Origin of the sequence: Dietzia sp. ANT_WB102, assembly GCF_008369165.1 — a bacterium.
Lineage (GTDB): Bacteria > Actinomycetota > Actinomycetes > Mycobacteriales > Mycobacteriaceae > Dietzia.
Map to the genome: position 1 here is coordinate 2,343,175 of NZ_VOBA01000001.1, position 20,587 is coordinate 2,363,761.

The window sequence follows — 20,587 nt, forward strand, 5'->3', positions numbered from 1 at the left end:
TCGAAAGCTCCTCTCAGCGTACCGAGGCCGAGGTGTAGATGACCCGATCGTGATTGGCCAGCGCATCGGCGTAAACCCCGTCGGTGTCCATTCGCCGTAGCTCCTCTGCCAGACAGTCGGCGATACTGCGACCGACCAGCGCGACCCGCGTGGGTGCCTGGCCGGTGATGCGTAGCTCGGCGGAGGTCGCATTGATCTGTTCGAGGACGATGGACCCGGACGCCCGCTCCAGCACGACCATGCTCGGACCGACAGCACGGAGGACATCTATCCCGAGCCGGGATGCGAGCCATCCACCGGCCAGGTCCACCGAGGCCGCCCGCTCCGGGCCGCACACAGTCGCTCCTGTGATCGGCTCGAACGGCGGGCGGTCGAGTGTCGCCGCGAGCAATGAACGCCAGTGTGTGATGCGTGCCCACGCTAGGTCGGTGTCGCCCGGCGAATAGCCGGCGGCCCGCTTGGCCAGGGCATCGGTGGGATGGCCCTCGGCATCGGAATCGACGATTCGACGCCGGGCGAGTCTGCCCACCCGATCCTGGGACAACAGAGTGGGGGAGTGGCGGGGCCACCACACGGCCAGCGGGGTGTCCGGCAGCAACAGAGGCGTGACGAGTGAGGCCGACTGGGAGGCCATGGCTCCGGAGGTCCGCAACACGACGACCTCCGCGGCCCCTGCGTCCCCCCCGACCCGGATCTGACCGTCGAGCCTGTCGGCGTCCGCCCGGGGTCCTCGGATGACCACAATGACCCGGCACGGGTGTTCGCGACTTGCCTCGTTGGCCGCCTCGATCGCGGATTCGCTGCCCCGGACGTGATCGGTGAGGACGATCAGAGTGAGGACCCGGCCGATCGTGCTCAGTCCGGCCTCCTCACGGATCTGCACTAGTTTCTTGGAGATGTCACGGGTGGAGGTGTCCGGTAGGTCGATGATCACGGTCGCCTCCATGTGCGGCCGCTCCGGGCCAGTATCTCGTCGGCGCCCTTCGGCCCCCACGTACCCGCCTGGTACTGCTCGGGCGTCCCATTCGACTCCCATTCCCGCAGGACGGGGTCGAGGAGCTGCCAGCTCAGTTCGACCTCGCGGGAGACCGGGAAGAGCGAGGGCTCACCGAGGAGGACGTCGAGGATGAGTCGTTCGTAGGCCTCGGGGGAGGACTCGGTGAACGCCTCGCCGTAGGCGAAGTCCATGTTGACGTCGCGGACCTCCATCGCCGTGCCCGGAACCTTGGAACCGAAGCGCAGCGTGACGCCCTCATCGGGCTGAACCCTGATGACCAGCGCGTTCTGGCCGAGCTCCTGGGTCATAGTCGCGTCGAACGGCAGGTGGGGAGCGCGGCGGAAGACCACGGCGATCTCGGTCACCCGCCGCCCCAGCCGCTTGCCGGTGCGGAGGTAGAACGGGACCCCCGCCCAACGCCGGTTGTGAACTTCGAGCGTGATCGCAGCGTAGGTCTCGGTGGTCGAAGACGGGTCGTAGCCTTCCTCGTCCTTGAGTCCCACCACTTGCTCGGACCCCTGCCAGCCCCCTGTGTACTGACCTCGCGCCGCGGTCTCCGCAATCGGCAACGCGAGCGAGGTCGATTCGAGGACTTTGGTCTTCTCCGCCCGGAGCGCTGCGGCGGAGAAGTCGGTCGGTTCCTCCATCGCGACCAACGCCATCAGCTGGATGAGATGGTTCTGGATGACGTCCCGGGCCGCGCCGATGCCGTCGTAGTATCCGGCGCGGCCACCCAGGCCGATGTCCTCCGCCATGGTGATCTGGACGTGGTCGACATGATTGGCATTCCATACCGGCTCGAAGAGCTGGTTGGCGAAACGCAAGGCGAGGATGTTCTGGACAGTCTCTTTCCCCAGGTAGTGATCGATCCGAAACACCGAGTCCTCGGGGAAGACCGCCCCCACCACGTCATTAAGCTCGCGTGCGCTGGTGAGATCGTGCCCGAACGGCTTCTCGATGACCACCCGACGCCAGGAGCCTTCAGGTGCCCGGGTGCACCCAGTGCGATCGAGGTGTCGGCACACGATCGGGAAATCGTCCGGGGGGATGGAGAGGTAGAACGCGTAATTTCCGGCCGTGCCGCGTTCTTCTTCGAGGGCCCCGAGCTGGTCCGCCAGGCGGTCGAAGCCGTCGTCGTCGTCGAACGTCCCCGTGACGAACCTCAAACCGGCGGCGAGCTGCTCCCACACGTCCTCTCGGAACGGGGTCCGGCACCGCTCCCGCGCCTGTTCACGAGCGAAACCGGCGAACTCTTCGTGCGACCACCGTCGGCGACCGAAGCCGATCAAGGAGAACCCCGGCGGAAGCAGGCCGCGGTTGGCCAGGTCGTAGATGGCGGGGATGAGCTTCTTCTTGGACAGGTCGCCGGTGACACCGAAGATCACGAGACCGGACGGGCCCGCGATCCGGGGGAGGCGACGGTCCCGTGGGTCGCGGAGTGGATTGCGCCACCCCTCCGGGGTCCCCTCCACGTCTGCGACGTCCCGTCTTCCCCCGCTGTCCGGGCCGATCACGACCCTGTCGGGATCTCGTCGATCCGCGCCCTTACCGTGTCGAGCAGGTCGTCCCAGGCGGTGACGAACTTCTGCACGCCCTGCTGTTCGAGGAGCGCGAAGACCTCGTCGAGGTCGATACCCTCGCCCTGCAACGCCTCAAGGGTGGCGCGGGAGTCCTCGGCCGTGTCGCGGACCGTATCACCAGTCACGACGCCGTGGTCCGCGAACGCCTCGATGGTGGCGAACGGCATGGTATTCACCGTGCCGTGAGTAACCAGACCGGTCACATACAGAGTGTCCGGGTAGGCCGGATCCTTGACTCCGGTCGAGGCCCAGAGCAGCCGCTGGGGCCGGGCTCCGCGGTCGGCGAGCTCGCCAAAGCGCCCCGCCGGATCGAATACCTCGTCGAAGACCTCCTGACAGAGGCGCGCGTTCGCCAGCCCAGCCTGGCCCCGCAGATCAGAGGTCTCCGGGAGGCGGGAATCGATCTCGGAGTCGAGCCTGGAGACGAACACTGAGGCCACGGAGTGAATGGTGGACAGGTCGTGCCCGGCTGCGGCGGCCTGCTCGAGTCCGGTCAGGTATGCCTGCGCGACCTTTCGGTACTGCTCCGCGGAGAAGATCAGAGTGACGTTGACGTCAATGCCTTTACCGATCACGTCCGTGATGGCCGGCAGCCCCGCGGCTGTCGCAGGGATCTTGATCATGACGTTCGGCCGGTCAACCACCTCGGAGAGCTCGACCGCCTGCGTGACGGTCGCGGCGGTGTCATCCGCCAGCCTCGGATCGACCTCGAGGGAGACGCGGCCATCCACACCGTCGGTCGCCCGATGAACGCCGGCCAGGACGTCACACGCGTCACGGACGTCCGACGTGGTCAGCGCCCGTACGACCGAGTCCACATCGCGGTCGGCGTGGACTGCGTCGGTGAGCGCACTCTCGTACGCGGAGGAGTCCGCCAACGCCGACTGGAAAATGGCCGGGTTGGTCGTCACACCGACAATCGAATATGCGGACATCCGATTCTCGAGTTCGCCGGAGGCAAGGAGCTGGCGAGAAAGATCGTCGAGCCACACGGAGACGCCGGCGGCGCTCAGGGCAGCGAGATTAGCGTTGGTCATGATGCCTCCCCAGCAACGGCCGCGAGCGACTCGCGGGCGGCCGAGACCACAGCGTCTGCGGTGATCCCGAATTCGGTAAACAGGGTCTGGTAGGGCGCCGAGGCGCCGAAGTGCTCGAGCGAGACGGCCCGCCCGGCGTCTCCGAGGAACCGGTGCCACGGCATCGCGATGCCGGCCTCGACGCTGGCACGGGCGCGGACTGAGCGGGGAAGCACCGACTCTCGGTAGTCCGCGTCCTGCTGGTCGAAGAACTCCACACACGGCATGGAGACCACACGGGTCGGCACGCCCTCCGACTCGAGGACCCCTCGGGCCTGAACCGCCAACTGGACCTCCGACCCGGTGCCGATGAGGATGACCTCGGGCGTGCCGGTGGACGCCTCGACGAGGACGTAGCCACCACGTTCGACACCCTCCCGTGCGAGCTCCTTCGTGCCCTCGAGGACCGGTACGTTCTGGCGGGTCAGGCACAGACCCTTGGGCCCGTCCAATGCCTTGAGCATGGCGCGCCACGCTGCAGCGGTCTCGTTGGCGTCCGCCGGGCGCAGCACCGCCAGACCCGGGATGGCGCGTAGTGCCGCGAGCTGCTCGACCGGCTGGTGGGTGGGCCCGTCTTCGCCGAGGCCGATCGAATCGTGCGTCCAGACGTAGTAGGCGTTGCTCCCCTGGAGCGCGGCCAGGCGGACGGCCGGGCGCATGTAATCACTGAAGATGAGGAATGTCCCGCCGTATGGCCGGGTCGGGCCGTGGAGGGCGATGCCGTTGAGGATCGCGCCCATGGCGTGTTCACGGACACCGAAGTGAAGGTTTCGTCCGTACGGGGACGCGGTCCACGTATCGGTCGAGATCGTGGACGGACCGAAGGAATCCGCGTCCTTGATGGGTGTGTTGTTGGAGCCAGCCAGGTCCGCGGAGCCGCCCCACAGCTCGGGGAGAGTGGCCCCCAGGGCTTGGATCGCCTCGGCCGACGCCTTGCGTGTGGCGACACCCTTGGGATCGGCGTCCCAGGTGGGAAGTCCGCTATCCCACCCGTCTGGGAGCTCGCCCGAGTAGAGGCGGTCGAACAGCAGCTTACGCTCGGGGTTCGCCTCCGCCCAGGCGTGGAACATGTCGCTCCACTGCGCGTGGACGCGCGCACCCCTGTCCCGGGCGGCCCGCGTGTGCGCAATCACCTCGTCCTCGACGGTGAACGGTTCGGTGCCGCCCATGCCGAGCACCTCCTTGACCGCGTCGACCTCGTCCTGGCCGAGAGCCGCACCGTGCGAGGCCCCGGTATTCATCATGGTGGGTGCCGGATAGGCGATGACCGTACGCAGGACGATGAGGGACGGCTTGTCGGTGACCGCACGCGCGTCCGCGATCGCCTCCTCGATGGCGGCAACGTCCTCACCACCGTTCACGGTCTGGACGTGCCAGCCGTAAGCCTCGTACCGCGCTGCGACATCCTCGTTGAACGCGATCTTCGTGTCGTCTTCGATCGAGATCTCGTTGTCGTCGTAGATCGCGATCAGGTTGCCGAGCTGCTGGGTCCCGGCCAGTGAGGACGCCTCGGCGGTGACCCCCTCCTGCACGTCACCGTCAGACGCGATCACATAGATGAAGTGGTCGAACGGGCTCTTGCCGGGCGAGGTGTCCGGATCGAACAGTCCGCGCTCGTAGCGCGCGGCCATTGCCATGCCCACGGCGGCGGACAGTCCCTGTCCGAGCGGGCCGGTCGTGATCTCGACGCCCGCGGTGTGTCGCCACTCCGGATGCCCGGGCGTCTTGGAACCCCAGGTTCGTAGCGCCTTGATGTCCTCCAGTTCCAACCCGAAGCCGGCGAAGTACAACTGGATGTACTGGGTGAGCGAGGCATGCCCACACGACAGGACGAAGCGGTCCCGGCCGACCCACGTCGGATTGGACGGGTCGTGTCGCATGATCCGCTGGTACAGCGTGTAGGCGAGCGGCGCGAGACTCATCGCGGTACCAGGGTGGCCGCTACCGCAGTTCTGCACCGCCTCGGCCGCGAGGACCCTAGCGGTGTCCACGGCGCGGGTGTCGAGTTCCGTCCAGTCGGACGGATGGCGTGCAGTGGTGAGCTCGGTGATCTCCGACGCGCTGGTCACTTGTGGTTCTCCCGGGTCTGAGGGTGCGGCGCGGATCCGCGCGTATGTCGTGAACCACCTTAGTGGTCGCGGGCGTAGCGGGTCATGCAGTCCCCGCCCCCGCCCTTTCGCAGACCGCGCAGGAGGAACGTAGTATCGGCCGAGTAGTGCGTTCACGTCTGCTGCGAGGAGTTCCGGTGCACGATTCCACCCCGACCCGGAGTGAGGGGCCGTCGTCCCCTCCTCCAGAGTCCACGGGGCGGCCGGCTCCGGCGAGCGGGCGAGCCCGTGTGGTCGACGTGGTGATGGCGTACATCGCCCTCACCAAGCCACGCGTCATCGAATTGCTGCTCGTCGCCGCGATCCCGGCATTGTTGCAAGCCGATCGCGGCCACATCCACCTGTCGCTCGTTTTGTTGACCTTGGTCGGTGGGTGGATGGGCGCAGCGAGCGCGAACTCCCTCAACATGGTGGTCGACTACGACATCGACCAGGTGATGAAGCGAACCGAGCGCCGTCCGCTCGCACGCCACGCGATCACCCCCCGTGCCGCGCTGATCTTCGGACTGGTGCTCGGCGTGGCCAGCATGCTCTGGCTCGGTCTCCTCGCGAACAGCTGGCTCGCCGCCTTCTTTATCCTCATCACGATCCTCTTCTACGTCATCGTCTACTCGATGATCCTCAAGCGCCGCACCGCCCAGAACGTGGTGTGGGGCGGGGCCGCCGGGTGTATGCCGGTGTTCGTGTCGTGGGCCGTCATCACTGACAATTTGCCGGACGGTCACCCGAACAACTGGTGGCAGGCGGTGGTGCTGTTCCTCGTCATCTTCTTCTGGACGCCTCCGCACACCTGGGCGCTGGCAATGCGCTACAAGGAGGATTACGAGGCTGCCGGCGTACCGATGCTGCCGGTGATCATGTCGCCGGAGGGCGTCACCCGTCGCATCACCATCTACACGTGGGTGACGGTCCTGTGCACGTTCGCGTTGATTCCCGCGGCCGGCTGGGTGTACGCGGCCGGCGCCGTCGGCTTCGGCGTGTGGTTCATCGTCATGGCCCACCGCCTGGAAGCCGGTGTGCGGCGCGGGATGGAGGTCAAGCCCCTCAAGCTGTTCATCCTGTCGAACAACTACCTCGCCGGAGTGTTCGTCGCACTGTCCGTCGACGCGGTCCTCGGACTCCAGACGGTGGCGGAAATGCTCCAGATCGCCTGACCGGCCGCCCCACCCGCTGCTCAGCGAGCGGGATCGAGCGTGACGGATCCGGTGGTTTCCCTGGACTGGAGCGCTCGGTGTGCCTCCGCCGCCTCCGAGAGCCCGTACGTCGCGCCCACGCTCAGCCTCAGCGAGCCGTCTACGATCCCCCCGAGGACCTCGCCGGCTCGATCCCGGAACTCGGTGGTGTCGGCAATGAAGTCACCGAGGCTCGGCCGCGTGAGAAACACCGAGCCGGCCGCGTTGAGCCGCTGCGGGTCCACCGGGGCAACCGGACCGCTCGCCGCTCCGAACAGCACCAGAGTCCCACGGCGGGCCAGTGAGGCCAGACTGTCGTCGAACGTGTCTCTGCCCACCCCGTCGAACACCACGGAGACGCCGCCTCCGGACAACTCGCGGACCTTCCCCGGCGTTGCGTCGGGGTAGAGCAGCACGTGGTGCGCCCCCAGATTCCGACACAGTTCCGCCTTCTCTTCCGTCGAAGTGGTGGTGATGACCTGGTATCCGCGGGTTGTGGCCAACTGGATAAGCAATTGACCGACTCCGCCCGCTCCGGCGGTGATCATCACGGTGTCACCGGGTACGGCCCTGTGGGTGTCAGTGATCAGATAATGCGCAGTGAGCCCCTGCAGCAGCATCGATGCCGCCACCTCGTCGTCGATCCCCTCGGGCACCGTCACCAGCGACTCGGCCGGTGCCACGATGTACTGAGCGTACGAGCCGGGTACCTGGCACCACGACACCCTGTCGCCGACAGTCAGGTCAGGCGTGCCCTCACCAAGTTTTTCGACCACACCGGCCCCTTCGCTACCCGGGATGAAGGGCAGGTCGCGGGAGTAGAGGCCCTCGCGGAAATAGGTGTCGATGTAATTGACCCCGATAGCGGTGGTCCGCACCAGTACCTCGCCGGGGCCCGGTGAGGGCACGCCCACCTCGACCGACGTGAGCACCTCGGGCCCGCCGTGCCTGGAGATCTCAATTGCTCTCATAACAGTCAGTATCTGACAGGGCAGCGCCAGACGCAGCCGGTGCACGGCCTCCGGTTCGCTCATACGTGGGAGTGCCGGCGGACGAGGGGTGGGGGAGGCGATAGGCTACCCCCATGAGCCTGCAGATCCTTTCTCAGTACGCCGGGGGGCCGCGAGTCCGGAAGAACGGAGGGCCCGAGATCGTCACGAGTGGGTCCGGGGCGGCAACCGCGCCCAGCCCATCCCCGGCGGCCGCCGGGGACGCTCCGTCGACGTCGACACCCCAGACGCAGGCTCCGGAAACTGCGTCCCCGGAAGTCGCCGAGCCTGCACAGGGTGCAGCATCCTCGGTTAAGGCGTCGCCCGCGCAAGACGCGAATGCCCCCGCGGGCAGTGGAATCGCCATCGGGCGCCGCGCCCCACGCGCCCCAGGCGGAGGTGAGTCCACGCTGCACGGTTCACGGATCACCGAGGTTGACGGTGGCGATCCCGGCGCCTCGTCGTCATCCGCACCGACCGCGGCGTCAACAACCTCTGCGGCAACCGAGGCCCCATCCGGGGACACATCGGAGTCGACCGGATCGCGGCAGACAGTATCTTCCGGCGGTACCGAGCAGACCCCGGAGGTGGCGCCGTCGGAGAAGCCAGCTGCCACTCCGACTCAGACCACTTCGACAGAATCCGCTCAACCACAGCCCGCTCCGGCGGCTTCGTCCGGCGGGGGACTGAAGCTCGGGGGAAGTTCCGCTGCCAAGGCCCCCGGCGGAGGGTCGGCCAGCACACTCGTCCTGGGTGGGGGGGCCGGAGCTGCGGCGGCAGCTGGCGCGGTTGCGGCCGCCGGAAGCGGCCGGAAGGACGAGACGCCAGCGGACGAAACAAAGCCGGCAGCAGTCGCCTCGTCCGCCGCCCCAGCGGACGACGCAGCTCCCGCTTTGCAGAAGGCCGACAAGGCGTCGGCGGAGAAGAAGGACGAGTCGCCGGCGGAGAAGAAGTCCGGTGGTCTCGCTCTGGGCGGCGGGGGCAAGGCCAAGGCGCCGGGTGGCGGGAAGTCCGGAGGCCTGACGTTGGGTGGCGCCACCGCGCCTGCTGCCCCTGCCGCGCAGGTAAACGACAAGGCTGAGAGTTCGGAGGCCGCGAGCTCGGCCGAATCCGCACCGTCCGCAGCCGACCGTCCCGCGGACTCGCCGGCTGCATCTCAGCCGGCGGCCACGACCTCGGTCGATGAGGCCTCGATGGAGAAGGAGAAGCCTGCCGCCGCGAAGGCTCAGCCGGCCGAGAAGGCTCCCGCGGAGAAGATCGAGCCCGCGCCGGTTCCGGCCGGCCCGACCCCTCCGGCCAAGACGGTGAAGGTCGTCGAGAAGTTCCTGGCCCGACACGGCGGCTCGGCGGATGTAGTCATCCAGCCTGTGGGCCGCCGCGGGGTCCGCATCACCCTGATCGGCGCGGATGGGGTGCTCGGCGACACGATGGTCGACCGACTCTCGGATGCCGAGGCAGTTCGCGACGGGATCCCCGGCCTCACTGGTTCCGACTGGACGCGCGAGCTGGTCTCTCGTACCGATGTTCCGGCCGGGCACTGGAAGCGAATGGCGGGATCGGGCTCGCTGGTCTGATTCCCCGTAAGAACCTCAGCGGCCCCGCCGGATGGCGGGGCCGCTGTCGTTGGCTCGCAGGGAGCGATGCTCGGTCGGGGCGCACCCCGACCGGCTAGGCGGGAATGCGGTCTCTGATGACCCCCGCTGCCCACAGTGCACTCGTGACGGCGGTAATCGCGCCTGCGAGCGTCACGTGCGCCACGACCAGGAGCTCGGGGACCCCGAGCTGGTATTGAGTAATCCCGATGACCGCCTGTGCCGCGATGAGCCCGATGAGGATCGCACACCGCCGGATCGCGGGTCCCTCTGTCCGAAGTGCGATGAGCCCGGCCAGCAAGCCGATGAGCAGGCAGACGTAGCCCACCATGAGTTCGGCGTGGAAGTGGACGAGCCACTGAATGGGCATCTGGAGGCGGTCTGCGGCGCTGATGCGGGCGTCGCCGGCGTGGGGACCGGCCCCGGTGACCATCGTTCCGGTGGCGAGCACCCCGGTGAGCAGGACGGCCGACAGTAAGGTCAACCACGTCATGACCTGGTGCATGACCCGTCGGCGCGGCGCGGTGTCGTCCTCTCCGATGCGCACGAAGAGGACGGCCGCCAGCCACGCGAGGATCATCGAGGGCAGCAGGTGCAGCGCCACGGTCCACCACACCAGTCCGGCCAGCACGGTGATCCCGCCGATCAGGGCCTGTGCGAGGATGCCAGCGGGCATCGCCCAGGCGAGTGCCTTGATCCCGCGGCGGCGCCCTGCGCGGTACACGGCGAGTAGAAGTGCCACCGCGATCGCGGCGAGCACAAAGGTGAGTAGGCGATTGCCGAACTCGACAGCTTGGTGCAGTGCCGGCATGGCGCCGGGGACGGGAACGAAGCTGTCCTCGTTGCACTGCGGCCACGTCTCGCAGCCGAGGCCGGAGGCGGTGACGCGAACGGTGACGCCGGTGGTCATGATGCCGACCTGCGCGATGACGTTGGCGAGTGCGAGACCCTTCTGGACGCGAATCGACGGCATCGGCAGGCGGGACAGTGGTCCGGCGAACCGCCCGGGGTCGCTCACGGCCGGCGTTCCGGAGGTCTGGGCGTGCGCAGTCGAGGTCACGGGCCTGATTCTAGGCCGCAGGGCGCCGGGTTCTGCTATCAGGTGAACGAGAAGTGACGCACGGCAAGTCCTCCGCACGCCGCCGTCCACAAAAGCAAGGACAGGGCGGCCAGAGCGGGCAGACCGCCGCCGAGTGCGGTGCCCAATGCGGTGGTCAGCGCGTAGGAGGGAACGACGACGAGGAGGTCCGTCACGCCGGAGGGCAGGTCGACCACCCCGATCGCGAGTCCGGCGCCACCGATGAGCACGAACCAGATGAGGTTGGCCAGCGCGAGGACGATCTCCGCGCGCAGGGTGCCCCCGAGCAGTAGTCCCATGGAAGAGAACGCCACCGATCCCAGAGCAATCACGAGTGCTCCGACCGCCATTCCGGGGACACTGGGACGCCACCCCAGTAGAGCGGCGATGGCGCCGAGGACGACCGCCTGACCCGCAACCAGCACCAGCGTCGCCAGAATCTTGCCCGCGATGATGACGGCGGGCGGGAGGGGAGTGCCGCCGAGGCGTTTGAGGGCGCCGTAACGTCGATCGAATCCCACGGCGATCGCCTGGCCGGTGAAGGCAGTGCCCATCACGGAGATGGTCAGCACCGCGGTAATCGCGTAGTCGATCCGCGGCTCGGGCACCGCGCCGAACTCGATCGTGGTCAGGGCGAGCAGGATCGCGATGGGGATGACCAGGGCCACGAGGAGCTGTTCACCGTTGCGCAGGAACAGGGCCAGCTCCATGCGGGTCTGGGCAGCGGTCATCCGGGCGTGGGAAGCTGGCGCGGACGGCCGGGCGAAGGTGCCTGGCGCGAAGCGGTTGCCGTCGGTCTGGGCGTGGGTCATCGCAGATCCCGTCCTGTCAGGTCGAGGAAGACCTCCTCGAGGCTCCTGGTGCGGGTGGCCAGGGAGGTGAGCTGGACGCCGGACCGCTCAAGAGCGGCACACATGGCGGTCATGATTTCGGGTGAGACCGGGCCGTTGACCTCGAGGATTCCGGCAGTGGCCCCGGCCGCGACCGTGTGCTCCTCGCCGAGTGCGTCCGCGAGCAGAGACGGGGCCACCTCACCGTCGACGACGAGGGTGACGCCCTCGGTGGCCCCGGTGCGTTCGAGCTCGGCCGGGCTCCCGGAGGCGACGCGACCGCCATGGTCGATGATCACGACCTCATCGGCCAACGAGGCAGCCTCGTCCATGAGGTGGGTCGTGAGCAGTACCGCGGCGCCGTCGCGACGCAGCGCGTGAACCAGGTCCCACACGGCCCGGCGTGACTGGGCGTCGAGACCGGCGGTCGGCTCGTCGAGGAAGACCAGCTCCGGCCGCCCGATGACCGCGATAGCCAGGGACAGCCGTTGTTGTTGACCCCCCGACAGCCGGCGATAGGGGGTTCTGGCGTGCGCGTTGAGCCCGAGCTCACCGAGGAGCCAGTCCGGATCGAGGGGGTCAGCGTAATAGGACGCCACCAGCCGGAGCATCTCACCGACCCGGGCAGCGGGGTAGGAGCCGCCACCCTGGAGCATCATCCCGATCCGGCTTCGGACCTGCTGACGGTCGGTGACCGGATCCATACCCAGGACACGCACGGTTCCCTCATCGGGACGGACGAATCCCTCACAGATCTCGACAGTGGTGGTTTTGCCGGCACCGTTGGGGCCCAGCAGGGCCATGACCTGCCCGCGCTCGAGGCGCAGGTCGAGGCCTGCGACGGCGGTCGTGGGGCCGAATCTCTTGACGAGACCCTCGACGTGCAGAGCGGGCGGGTCCGTCGGAGAAGTCACAGGTTCAGAGTCTAGGCCGGTTCGGGAGGCGGTAGCGCAACAGCCCCGGCCAACGGAACAGCGCGATGAGCAGGAGCACGACCACCACCACGGTCGCTGCCCAGGCCTGAACGGTCACGAACGGGGGAAGTCCCGCGCCCGGTGGGAGGGTGAAGCAGGCCAGCACGGCGCTCACCGCCACCACGGGGAGTCGGAAGGTCATCCGCGATGCCCACGCCGCAAGCGGAATCAGAGCCCACAGGACATACCAGGGCTGCACGACGGGAAAACACAGGACGATTGCGGCCATGGACACCCCGAGCCCTCCAACCGGGTTGATCCGGCCGGACTGGACCGCGAACAGCATGCGGACGGTGAATGCGCCGGCGGCCACTAACGCGGCGGTCTGCACCATGACGAGGATCTGCTCTGTGTGGTCCCCGAGCCCGAGATACTGGCCAATGCCGCCGACGATCACACCGATAGCCGTGGGCGGGGAGAGCCAACTCCGCAGTGAGGTGGCCGCGCCCAACTTGGTGATCCAGCCCAGACCGGACGACGTGACGAGCATCGCCATCGCCGTGGTCACGCCGCCGACAACGAGCATGGACAGTGCCGCGCGCACGGTGGCGGACCCGCCGCCGCCCCAGCGCCTCGCAAGCGCCATGCCTAGGAATCCGAGAGCGACCACGGTGGGGAGCTTGACTAGTGCCGAACCGGTGACCAGGACCGTGCCCAGGACGAACAGTAAGGTGTCGCGCCACCCGGATTTGGCGGAGTCCACGGCACGCAGCGCCAGGACCAGTCCGATCGCGAGCAGTCCCATCATGAGAGATTCGGAGTGGATGCCGGAGACCAGGTGGAACAGCACCAGGGGGTTGGCCACAGCCAGCCAAAGGGCGGCGACGTCTGACACGCCGCAGTACTCTGCGAGCCGCGGCACGGCCCAGCCGAGCATGAGGATCCCGAAGACCGCTACGACCCGGTGCAGGATCGTGCCGAGCACCACGTCGTCGCCGGTGAGCCCGTGGATGACCTTCTGGATTCCCAAGAACAACGGGCCGTATTGGTTGGGCGTATCACGCCAGATGTCGGGGACGTTGATGGTGAGCGGGTGAGTTGCGCCCAGTGCGGAGACAGGGCCGAGGCGGTAGGGATCGTCGAGCGAATTGCCGATCGCCCCCTGGGCGAGATAGCTATAGACGTCCCGACTGAACATCGGTGGCGCCAATGCGAGAGGAAGCGCCCACGAAGCGATGACCCGGTCGAGTGTCGACCGGTCGATCCGGCCGCTGATCCGGCCCCGGCGATCCTGCCCCAGAACGTAGGGGGCCAGCAGCAGCCAGCACAGGGTGACCGTGACCATCCCGACCATGACGACCGTCATCGAGGACTGCTGCAGCCGTAGCCACAACCCGAACAGCCGCTCACCGGCGATTGGGTTCTGCAGGACCGGCAAGGCTCCCGCACCGAGCGCGCCAACAGCCATCGCGACCGCCGCGGTGGTGCCGATCCGTCGAATGCGGCGCAGGCGGGCCATCTCCGCGGACACCGGCGATCCGGTGAACCGCTCCTGCGAGTGAAGACGTGAGGTGACCGACCCTGCACCGCGCCTCGAAGAATCGCGTGCCACAGTTCCGATCCTTCCTCCACCGCCGCTGTCGTTGCACACACCTCGCCCCGGCAAGGCGCGCCCGGGGGTGGGGGAATATTTCCGAAACACAAGTGTTGCGTAATATCAGTAGGTGCGTCCCGCTTGGGCGCACCGAGCATAACCGGAAGGGAGTGGCGTATGAGCGTGCAGCACGTGTTCGACAGCAGCACGCGTCCTGACACCCGCTCGTCAATCCGGGAACTCCTGTTGGAGCGTGGGGCACTGACGGCCACCGAGATCGGGCACGAGCTCGGACTCACAGCCGCCGGTGTGCGACGCCACTTGGACCACCTTGTCGAGAGCGGCGAGGTGGAAGCGGTCCGTACCCGGCCGGCTGGCACCCGCGGTCGCCCGGCAAAGGCGTTCCAGATGACGGCCACCGGACGCAGCACCGCTCGGCACGGCTACGACCATCTGGCCGTCGAGGCGCTGACTGCTCTGCGTCGCATCGGCGGCACAGCGGCAGTTACCGAGTTCGCCCGTGAACGCGTTCGCTCGGTGATCGGTCACGTCCGCCCGGCCGAGGGGCCGGAGGACGTCGAGCGCGCGGCGGTCGACATCGCCACCGCCCTCTCCGGGGCGGGGTACGCGTCGTCCGTGGAGGAGGCTGGCACGGGGCTGCAGATCTGCCAGCATCACTGCCCGGTATGGAACGTCGCCTCCAGGTTCCCCGAACTGTGTGCAGCCGAGCAGGAGGTGGTGTCCGAGCTTGTCGGCACCCACGTCCAGCGACTCGCCACCATCGCGGGCGGCAACTGCGCCTGCACGACGAACATCCCGACCGGGATTGTTACCGTGAACGACCTCGCGGCCACGATCCCTGCACCCGCCGACGCATCCGCGTCGGCACCGACCGCCGAAAGGACAGTGCGATGACCATCACCCCAGATCAGGTGACGGCCGACGTCACGGAGCCGACCACCGATGAGGAACGAATCGCCTCCATCGGCCAGTACAACTATGGCTGGCACGACTCGGACGACGCCGGTGCCACTGCGCAACGCGGCCTGTCCGAGGCGGTCGTGCGTGACATCTCCGCCAAGAAGAACGAGTCCGAGTGGATGCTCGACAAGCGTCTCAAGGCACTGAAGATCTTCGACAAGAAGCCGATGCCCACCTGGGGTTCGGATCTGTCCGGAATCGACTTCGACAACATCAAGTACTTCGTCCGTTCCACGGAGAAGCAGGCTACCAGCTGGGAGGACCTGCCCGAGGACATCAAGAACACCTACGACAAGCTCGGGATCCCCGAGGCGGAGAAGCAGCGCCTGGTGTCCGGTGTCGCCGCTCAGTACGAGTCCGAGGTCGTGTATCACCAGATCCGTGAGGACCTGGAGAGCCAGGGAGTCATCTTCTTGGACACCGATACCGCACTCAAGGAGCACCCCGAATACTTCGAGGAGTACTTCGGCTCCGTGATCCCGGCTGGCGACAACAAGTTTTCCGCGCTCAACGCGGCCGTGTGGTCGGGCGGATCGTTCATCTACGTCCCCAAGGGTGTCCACGTGGACATCCCGCTTCAGGCCTACTTCCGCATCAACACCGAGAACATGGGCCAGTTCGAGCGGACGCTGATCATCGTCGACGAGGGCGCCTACGTGCACTACGTCGAGGGCTGCACGGCGCCGATCTACAAGTCGGACTCGTTGCACTCGGCGGTCGTCGAGATCATCGTCAAGAAGGGCGGCCGGTGCCGCTACACGACCATCCAGAACTGGTCGAACAACGTGTACAACCTCGTCACCAAGCGTGCCCGGGCCGAAGAGGGCGCCACCATGGAGTGGATCGACGGCAACATCGGCTCCAAGGTGACCATGAAGTACCCGGCGGTGTGGATGACCGGCGAGTACGCCAAGGGTGAGGTTCTCTCGGTGGCGTTCGCCGGAGAGGGCCAGCACCAGGACACCGGGTCCAAGATGCTCCACCTGGCCCCTAATACGTCCTCGAACATCGTCTCCAAGTCAGTGGCCCGCGGGGGCGGCCGCTCTGCGTACCGCGGGTTGGTCCAGATCAACGCCGGCGCGAAGGGCTCTAAGTCCAACGTCGAGTGTGATGCCCTGCTGGTCGACAACATCAGCCGGTCGGACACCTATCCCTACATCGACATCCGCGAGGACGATGTGACGCTGGGCCACGAGGCGACCGTCTCCAAGGTGAGCCAGGACCAGATGTTCTACCTCATGAGTCGCGGCCTGGCCGAGGATGAGGCGATGGCGATGATCGTCCGCGGTTTCGTCGAGCCGATCGCCAAGGAACTCCCCATGGAGTACGCCCTCGAGCTCAACCGCCTGATCGAACTCCAGATGGAAGGATCGGTGGGCTGACCACTATGACCGACACCACTACACCCACGACCGGATCCGGCACCGCGCCGGACACGAAGGGCAACAGCATCCTCGTCAACGCGACCAAGGGGGACCAGTTCTCATCCTTCGACGTCGGCGCCTTCGAGGTACCGGTGCACAAGGACGAGATCTGGCGTTTCACCCCGCTCAAGCGGCTGCGCGGCATCCACGACGGAACGCGCGTCGCAGCCACGGGCAACCTGCTCGTCTCCGTGGCCGAGCGTGACGGACTCGCGGTCGAGACCGTCGGCACGGACGACCGACGGATCGGCCAGGCTGGTGCACCGCGCGACCGCGTGGCGGCCCAGGCCTTTTGCTCCGTGGAGCACGCGACTGTGCTCACCGTCGCCAAGGAGACCGTGCTGGACGAGCCCGTGTACCTCACGGTCGACGGGCCCGGGGAGGGCGAGCTGGCCTACGGCCACTTCCAGATCCGCCTGGAGCCGTTCGCCAACGCCACGTTCGTCGTGGACCAGCGCGGCGGGGGGACGATCGCCGAGAACGTCGAGTTTGTCGTCGGCGACTCGGCGCACCTCGAGGTGGTCCTGATCCAGGACTGGGACGACGACGCTCTGCACCTGGCCAATCACCATCTGCAGGTCGGTCGCGACGCAACCCTCACCTACACCGCCGTGACCTTTGGTGGCGAGCTCGTGCGGATCGCGCCGTTCGCAAACTTCACGGCCCCGGGTGGCACGGTCAAGATCAACGGCCTGTACTACGCCGACGACGGTCAGCACATCGAACACCGGCTCTTGGTCGACCACTCGGTGCCCCACTGCACTTCCCGGATCCTCTACAAGGGGGCGCTGCAGGGCGACGCCAAGTCGACGCTGCCCGACGCGCATACGGTCTGGATCGGAGACGTCATCATCCGCGCTGCGGCCGAGGGGACCGACACCTACGAGATGAACCGCAACCTCGTCCTCACCGACGGGGCTCGCGCCGACTCCGTGCCCAACCTCGAGATCGAGACCGGCGAGATCGCCGGAGCGGGTCACGCCAGCGCCGTCGGGCGCTTCGACGAGGAGCACCTGTTCTACCTCATGTCGAGAGGCATCCCCGAGTCCGACGCGCGTCGCCTCGTGGTCCGGGGGTTCTTCGGCGAGGTTATCGATCGCATCGGCGTGCCCGAGGTACGCGAGCGGATCACCGAGGCCGTCGAGCTGGAACTGCAGTCCTCCGGCATGTGAGCCGCGGCAGTTCCAGAGACCATCCCCGATAGTTTTCACAGAAGATTGCGAGCACACCAATGACCATTCTCGAGATCAAGGGCCTCACCGCCCGCGTCGCCGCCACCGACGACGCCGCTGAGACCGTCGATATCCTCAAGGGCGTCGACCTGACAATCGAGTCCGGTAAGACCCACGTCATCATGGGCCCGAACGGTTCCGGCAAGTCGACCCTGGCCTATGTCATCGCCGGCCACCCGAAGTACGAGGTCACCGGCGGGACCGTCACGCTCGACGGCGAGGACGTCCTGGCAATGGAGGTCGACGAGCGGGCGCGCGCCGGACTGTTCCTGGCCATGCAGTACCCGACCGAGATCCCCGGGGTCTCCACCGCCAACTTCCTGCGCACCGCGGCCACTGCCGTGCGGGGCGAGGCGCCCAAGTTGCGGCACTGGATCAAGGAGGTCAAGGAGGCCATGACCGACCTCGAATTCGACCCGGCATTCTCTGAGCGCAACGTTAACGAGGGCTTCTCCGGTGGCGAGAAGAAGCGCCACGAGATCCTGCAGCTGGATCTGCTCAAGCCCAAGATCGCCGTGCTAGACGAGACCGATTCCGGTCTCGACGTGGACGCGCTACGTGTGGTGTCCGAAGGGGTCAACCGCTACAAGGCCGAGGAGAACGGTGGCGTTCTGCTCATCACGCACTACACCCGGATCCTGCAGTACGTGAAGCCCGACAGCGTTCACGTCTTCGTCGACGGTCGGATCGCTGCCTCCGGCGGTCCCGAACTGGCCGACGAACTCGAAGCTGAGGGATACGAGAAGTACCTCACGCCCGCGAACGCCTGATCAGACAGCAGGGAGACATGACCGCGACCCTCGACCTCACCGCCATCCGTTCGGATTTCCCGATCCTGCAACGGACGGTCCGTGACGGAAAACCCCTGGTCTACCTGGATTCGGGGGCGACCTCCCAGCGCCCGACACAGGTGCTGGACGCCGAGCGGGAATTCCTGCTGCATTCCAATGCGGCCGTGCACCGCGGCGCCCACCAGCTCGCGGAGGAGGCGACGGATGCATACGAGGGTGCCCGGGCGGACATCGCGCGGTTCGTGGGCGCCGACGTCGACGAGTTGGTCTTCACCAAGAACGCTACGGAGGCGCTCAACCTCGTGGCATTCGCCCTCGGCGACGACCGCTTCGGCGACTACGCGGTCGGCCCCGGGGACGAGGTCGTGATCAGCGAACTCGAGCACCACGCCAACCTGGTGCCGTGGCAAGAGTTGTGCCGACGAACGGGGGCCACCCTGCGCTGGTACGGCGTCACCGACGACGGCCGGATCGACCTTGACTCCATCGAACTGACCGACGCGGTCAAGGTCGTCGCCGTGACCCACCAGTCCAACGTCACCGGTGCGGTCACGGACGTGGCCCGGGTCGTCGCCTCCGCCAAGGCGGTCGGTGCGCTGGTCGTCCTGGACGCCTGCCAATCGGTCCCGCACATGGCGGTGGACTTCCACGCCCTCGGCGTCGACTTCGCGGCGTTCTCCGGTCACAAGATGCTCGGACCCACCGGGATCGGCGTTCTGTACGGACGGCGCGAACTCCTGCACGCCATGCCGCCGGTCCTGACCGGCGGGTCGATGATCTCCACCGTCACCATGGAGGAGTCGACCTACGCCGAACCGCCCCAGCGGTTCGAGGCAGGGGTGCCCATGGTGTCCCAGGCTGTCGGGCTGGCCGCGGCCGTTAGGTATCTCGAGGCGATCGGAATGGAGACCATTGCCCGCCACGAGGAGTCCCTCACTGTGGCAGCCCTCGACGCGCTCAGCCAGATCCCGGGGATCCGAATCGTCGGGCCGACGAACATGGTCTCGCGCGGCGGTGCAGTCTCCTTCGCCGTAGACGGGATCCACGCCCACGACGTGAGCCAGGTGCTCGACGACGACGGTGTGGCGGTCCGGGTGGGTCACCACTGCGCGTGGCCGCTGCACCGCCGCCTCGGCGTGCAGTCCACCGTCCGGGCCTCGTTCGCCCTGTACAACACCCTCGACGAGGTCGAGGCTCTCGCCCGATCCTTGCGACGGGCTCAACAATTTTTCGGAGTGGAGGGGTCGCTCACGTGAAGCTCGAGCAGATGTACCAGGAAGTCATCCTCGACCACTATCGCCACCCGCACCACAGCGGGCTGCGCGAGCCGTTCGGGGCCGAGGTACACCACGTCAACCCGACCTGCGGCGACGAGCTGACTCTGCGGTTGCAGTTGTCCGACGACCTCGCAATCGTGGAGGACGTGTCCTACGACGCGCAGGGTTGCTCGATCAGCCAGGCCTCCACCTCGATGATGGCCGACCTTCTGGTCGGACGCCCCGTTCCCGAATCGATGGAAATCCTCGACGCATTCCAGTCGATGATCTCCTCCCGGGGACAGAATGAGGGGAACGAAGAACTCCTCGACGATGCGGTAGCCCTCTCCGGGGTGTCTCGCTACCCGGCGCGTGTCAAGTGCGCACTGCTGGGATGGATGGCCTTCAAGGACGCACTCACGCAACAGACCGATCAGCATCAGGAGTGATGACATGACTGAGCAGATGACACCTGCCACCAACGCGACGGGCGCTGACCAGGCACCGGCGTCGGAGAATGCCGTGGGCACCGCCCGCGATCGCGAGTTCAAGCCGGATCCCAACCGTCCGGTGCAGTCCGCGGAGGACCTCGCGCTGGTCGCAGATCTTGAGGAGGCCATGCGCGATGTGGTGGACCCTGAACTCGGCATCAACGTTGTTGATCTGGGTCTGGTCTACGACATCTGGGTTCGGCCGGGCAAGACCGAGGGGTCGATGATCGCTCGCGTCGACATGACGCTGACCTCCGCCGAATGCCCCCTCACGGACGTGATCGAGGACCAGGCGGTCAGTGCGACCGTCGGCGCCGATCTGGTCAACGAGCTCGAGCTCAACTGGGTCTGGATGCCACCGTGGGGCCCGCAGAAGATCACCGACGACGGTCGCGAGCAGCTCCGCGCGATCGGCTTCACCGTGTAGCCACGGAACTCCGAAGAGCGCCTGCCCTATTCATTACGGGGCAGGCGCTCGTCGC

At 67.1% G+C, this 20,587-nt stretch carries 18 protein-coding genes; 9 read left to right on the forward strand and 9 right to left on the reverse strand.

The features are described 5' to 3' along the window. Positions 1–13: 13 nt before the first annotated feature. From FQ137_RS10805 to tkt, 4 genes are read right to left on the reverse strand one after another with little or no spacing between them, the layout of a single operon-like run. Entirely contained in the window at positions 14–946 is a 933-nt protein-coding gene (locus FQ137_RS10805) for a glucose-6-phosphate dehydrogenase assembly protein OpcA (RefSeq protein ID WP_149292381.1), read from the reverse strand. Continuing rightward, positions 931–2,469 carry a glucose-6-phosphate dehydrogenase gene (gene zwf, locus FQ137_RS10810; RefSeq protein WP_149292382.1) on the reverse strand — a complete coding sequence of 513 codons (1,539 nt, stop codon included), beginning with the start codon at positions 2,467–2,469 and terminating at the stop codon, positions 931–933. Before zwf ends, FQ137_RS10805 begins: the two co-directional genes overlap by 16 nt. Before the next feature lie 38 nt (positions 2,470–2,507). Beyond that, positions 2,508–3,614, reverse strand: coding sequence for a transaldolase (gene tal, locus FQ137_RS10815; RefSeq protein ID WP_149292383.1), 1,107 nt, complete (start codon positions 3,612–3,614; stop codon positions 2,508–2,510). Then, complete coding sequence (gene tkt / locus FQ137_RS10820; RefSeq protein ID WP_149292384.1) at positions 3,611–5,722, reverse strand: transketolase; 2,112 nt, start codon at positions 5,720–5,722, stop codon at positions 3,611–3,613. The genes tal and tkt overlap by 4 nt, the downstream gene beginning before the upstream one ends. A 176-nt stretch (positions 5,723–5,898) precedes the next feature. Between tkt and FQ137_RS10825 the strand changes: the two genes are divergently transcribed. After that, on the forward strand, positions 5,899–6,915 hold the full coding sequence (locus tag FQ137_RS10825; protein WP_370452358.1) for a heme o synthase: 1,017 nt from the start codon (positions 5,899–5,901) through the stop codon (positions 6,913–6,915). Positions 6,916–6,935: 20 nt separating this feature from the next. Here the strand turns inward: FQ137_RS10825 and FQ137_RS10830 are convergent, their stop codons facing one another. Next, complete coding sequence (locus tag FQ137_RS10830) at positions 6,936–7,904, reverse strand: quinone oxidoreductase (protein ID WP_149292385.1); 969 nt, start codon at positions 7,902–7,904, stop codon at positions 6,936–6,938. Positions 7,905–8,815: 911 nt separating this feature from the next. Here FQ137_RS10830 and FQ137_RS15585 point away from each other — a divergent pair. Beyond that, positions 8,816–9,496, forward strand: coding sequence for a hypothetical protein (locus FQ137_RS15585; RefSeq protein ID WP_255583994.1), 681 nt, complete (start codon positions 8,816–8,818; stop codon positions 9,494–9,496). Positions 9,497–9,590: 94 nt separating this feature from the next. Here the strand turns inward: FQ137_RS15585 and FQ137_RS10840 are convergent, their stop codons facing one another. From FQ137_RS10840 to mptB, 4 genes are read right to left on the reverse strand one after another with little or no spacing between them, the layout of a single operon-like run. Further along, positions 9,591–10,574: a heme A synthase gene (locus FQ137_RS10840; RefSeq protein WP_188064902.1), complete on the reverse strand. Its 984-nt coding sequence runs from the start codon at positions 10,572–10,574 to the stop codon at positions 9,591–9,593. A 38-nt stretch (positions 10,575–10,612) separates the two neighbouring features. Beyond that, on the reverse strand, positions 10,613–11,404 hold the full coding sequence (locus FQ137_RS10845; RefSeq protein WP_149292386.1) for an ABC transporter permease: 792 nt from the start codon (positions 11,402–11,404) through the stop codon (positions 10,613–10,615). Then, entirely contained in the window at positions 11,401–12,336 is a 936-nt protein-coding gene (locus FQ137_RS10850; RefSeq protein ID WP_149292387.1) for an ABC transporter ATP-binding protein, read from the reverse strand. The genes FQ137_RS10845 and FQ137_RS10850 overlap by 4 nt, the downstream gene beginning before the upstream one ends. Before the next feature lie 4 nt (positions 12,337–12,340). Next, positions 12,341–13,948, reverse strand: coding sequence for a polyprenol phosphomannose-dependent alpha 1,6 mannosyltransferase MptB (gene mptB, locus FQ137_RS10855; protein ID WP_149292388.1), 1,608 nt, complete (start codon positions 13,946–13,948; stop codon positions 12,341–12,343). Positions 13,949–14,107: 159 nt separating this feature from the next. On the opposite strand from mptB, the gene FQ137_RS10860 reads away from it, so the two are divergent. Genes FQ137_RS10860 through FQ137_RS10890 form a run of 7 tightly spaced genes read left to right on the forward strand, consistent with a single transcriptional unit; the run spans position 14,108 to position 20,532 of the window. Beyond that, a complete protein-coding gene (locus tag FQ137_RS10860; protein ID WP_149292389.1) occupies positions 14,108–14,845 on the forward strand; it encodes a metalloregulator ArsR/SmtB family transcription factor in 738 nt (245 codons plus the stop codon). Continuing rightward, positions 14,842–16,293, forward strand: a complete 1,452-nt coding sequence (gene sufB, locus FQ137_RS10865; protein WP_149292390.1) for a Fe-S cluster assembly protein SufB — start codon at positions 14,842–14,844, stop codon at positions 16,291–16,293. Before FQ137_RS10860 ends, sufB begins: the two co-directional genes overlap by 4 nt. Positions 16,294–16,298: 5 nt before the next feature. Beyond that, complete coding sequence (sufD, locus tag FQ137_RS10870) at positions 16,299–17,507, forward strand: Fe-S cluster assembly protein SufD (RefSeq protein WP_149292391.1); 1,209 nt, start codon at positions 16,299–16,301, stop codon at positions 17,505–17,507. A 59-nt stretch (positions 17,508–17,566) separates the two neighbouring features. Beyond that, positions 17,567–18,337, forward strand: a complete 771-nt coding sequence (sufC, locus tag FQ137_RS10875; RefSeq protein ID WP_149292392.1) for a Fe-S cluster assembly ATPase SufC — start codon at positions 17,567–17,569, stop codon at positions 18,335–18,337. A 17-nt stretch (positions 18,338–18,354) separates the two neighbouring features. Further along, positions 18,355–19,614, forward strand: a complete 1,260-nt coding sequence (locus FQ137_RS10880; RefSeq protein WP_149292393.1) for a cysteine desulfurase — start codon at positions 18,355–18,357, stop codon at positions 19,612–19,614. Then, positions 19,611–20,063: a Fe-S cluster assembly sulfur transfer protein SufU gene (gene sufU / locus FQ137_RS10885; RefSeq protein WP_149292394.1), complete on the forward strand. Its 453-nt coding sequence runs from the start codon at positions 19,611–19,613 to the stop codon at positions 20,061–20,063. The genes FQ137_RS10880 and sufU overlap by 4 nt, the downstream gene beginning before the upstream one ends. Positions 20,064–20,067: 4 nt before the next feature. Further along, positions 20,068–20,532, forward strand: coding sequence for a metal-sulfur cluster assembly factor (locus tag FQ137_RS10890; RefSeq protein ID WP_149292395.1), 465 nt, complete (start codon positions 20,068–20,070; stop codon positions 20,530–20,532). Positions 20,533–20,587 lie beyond the last annotated feature (55 nt).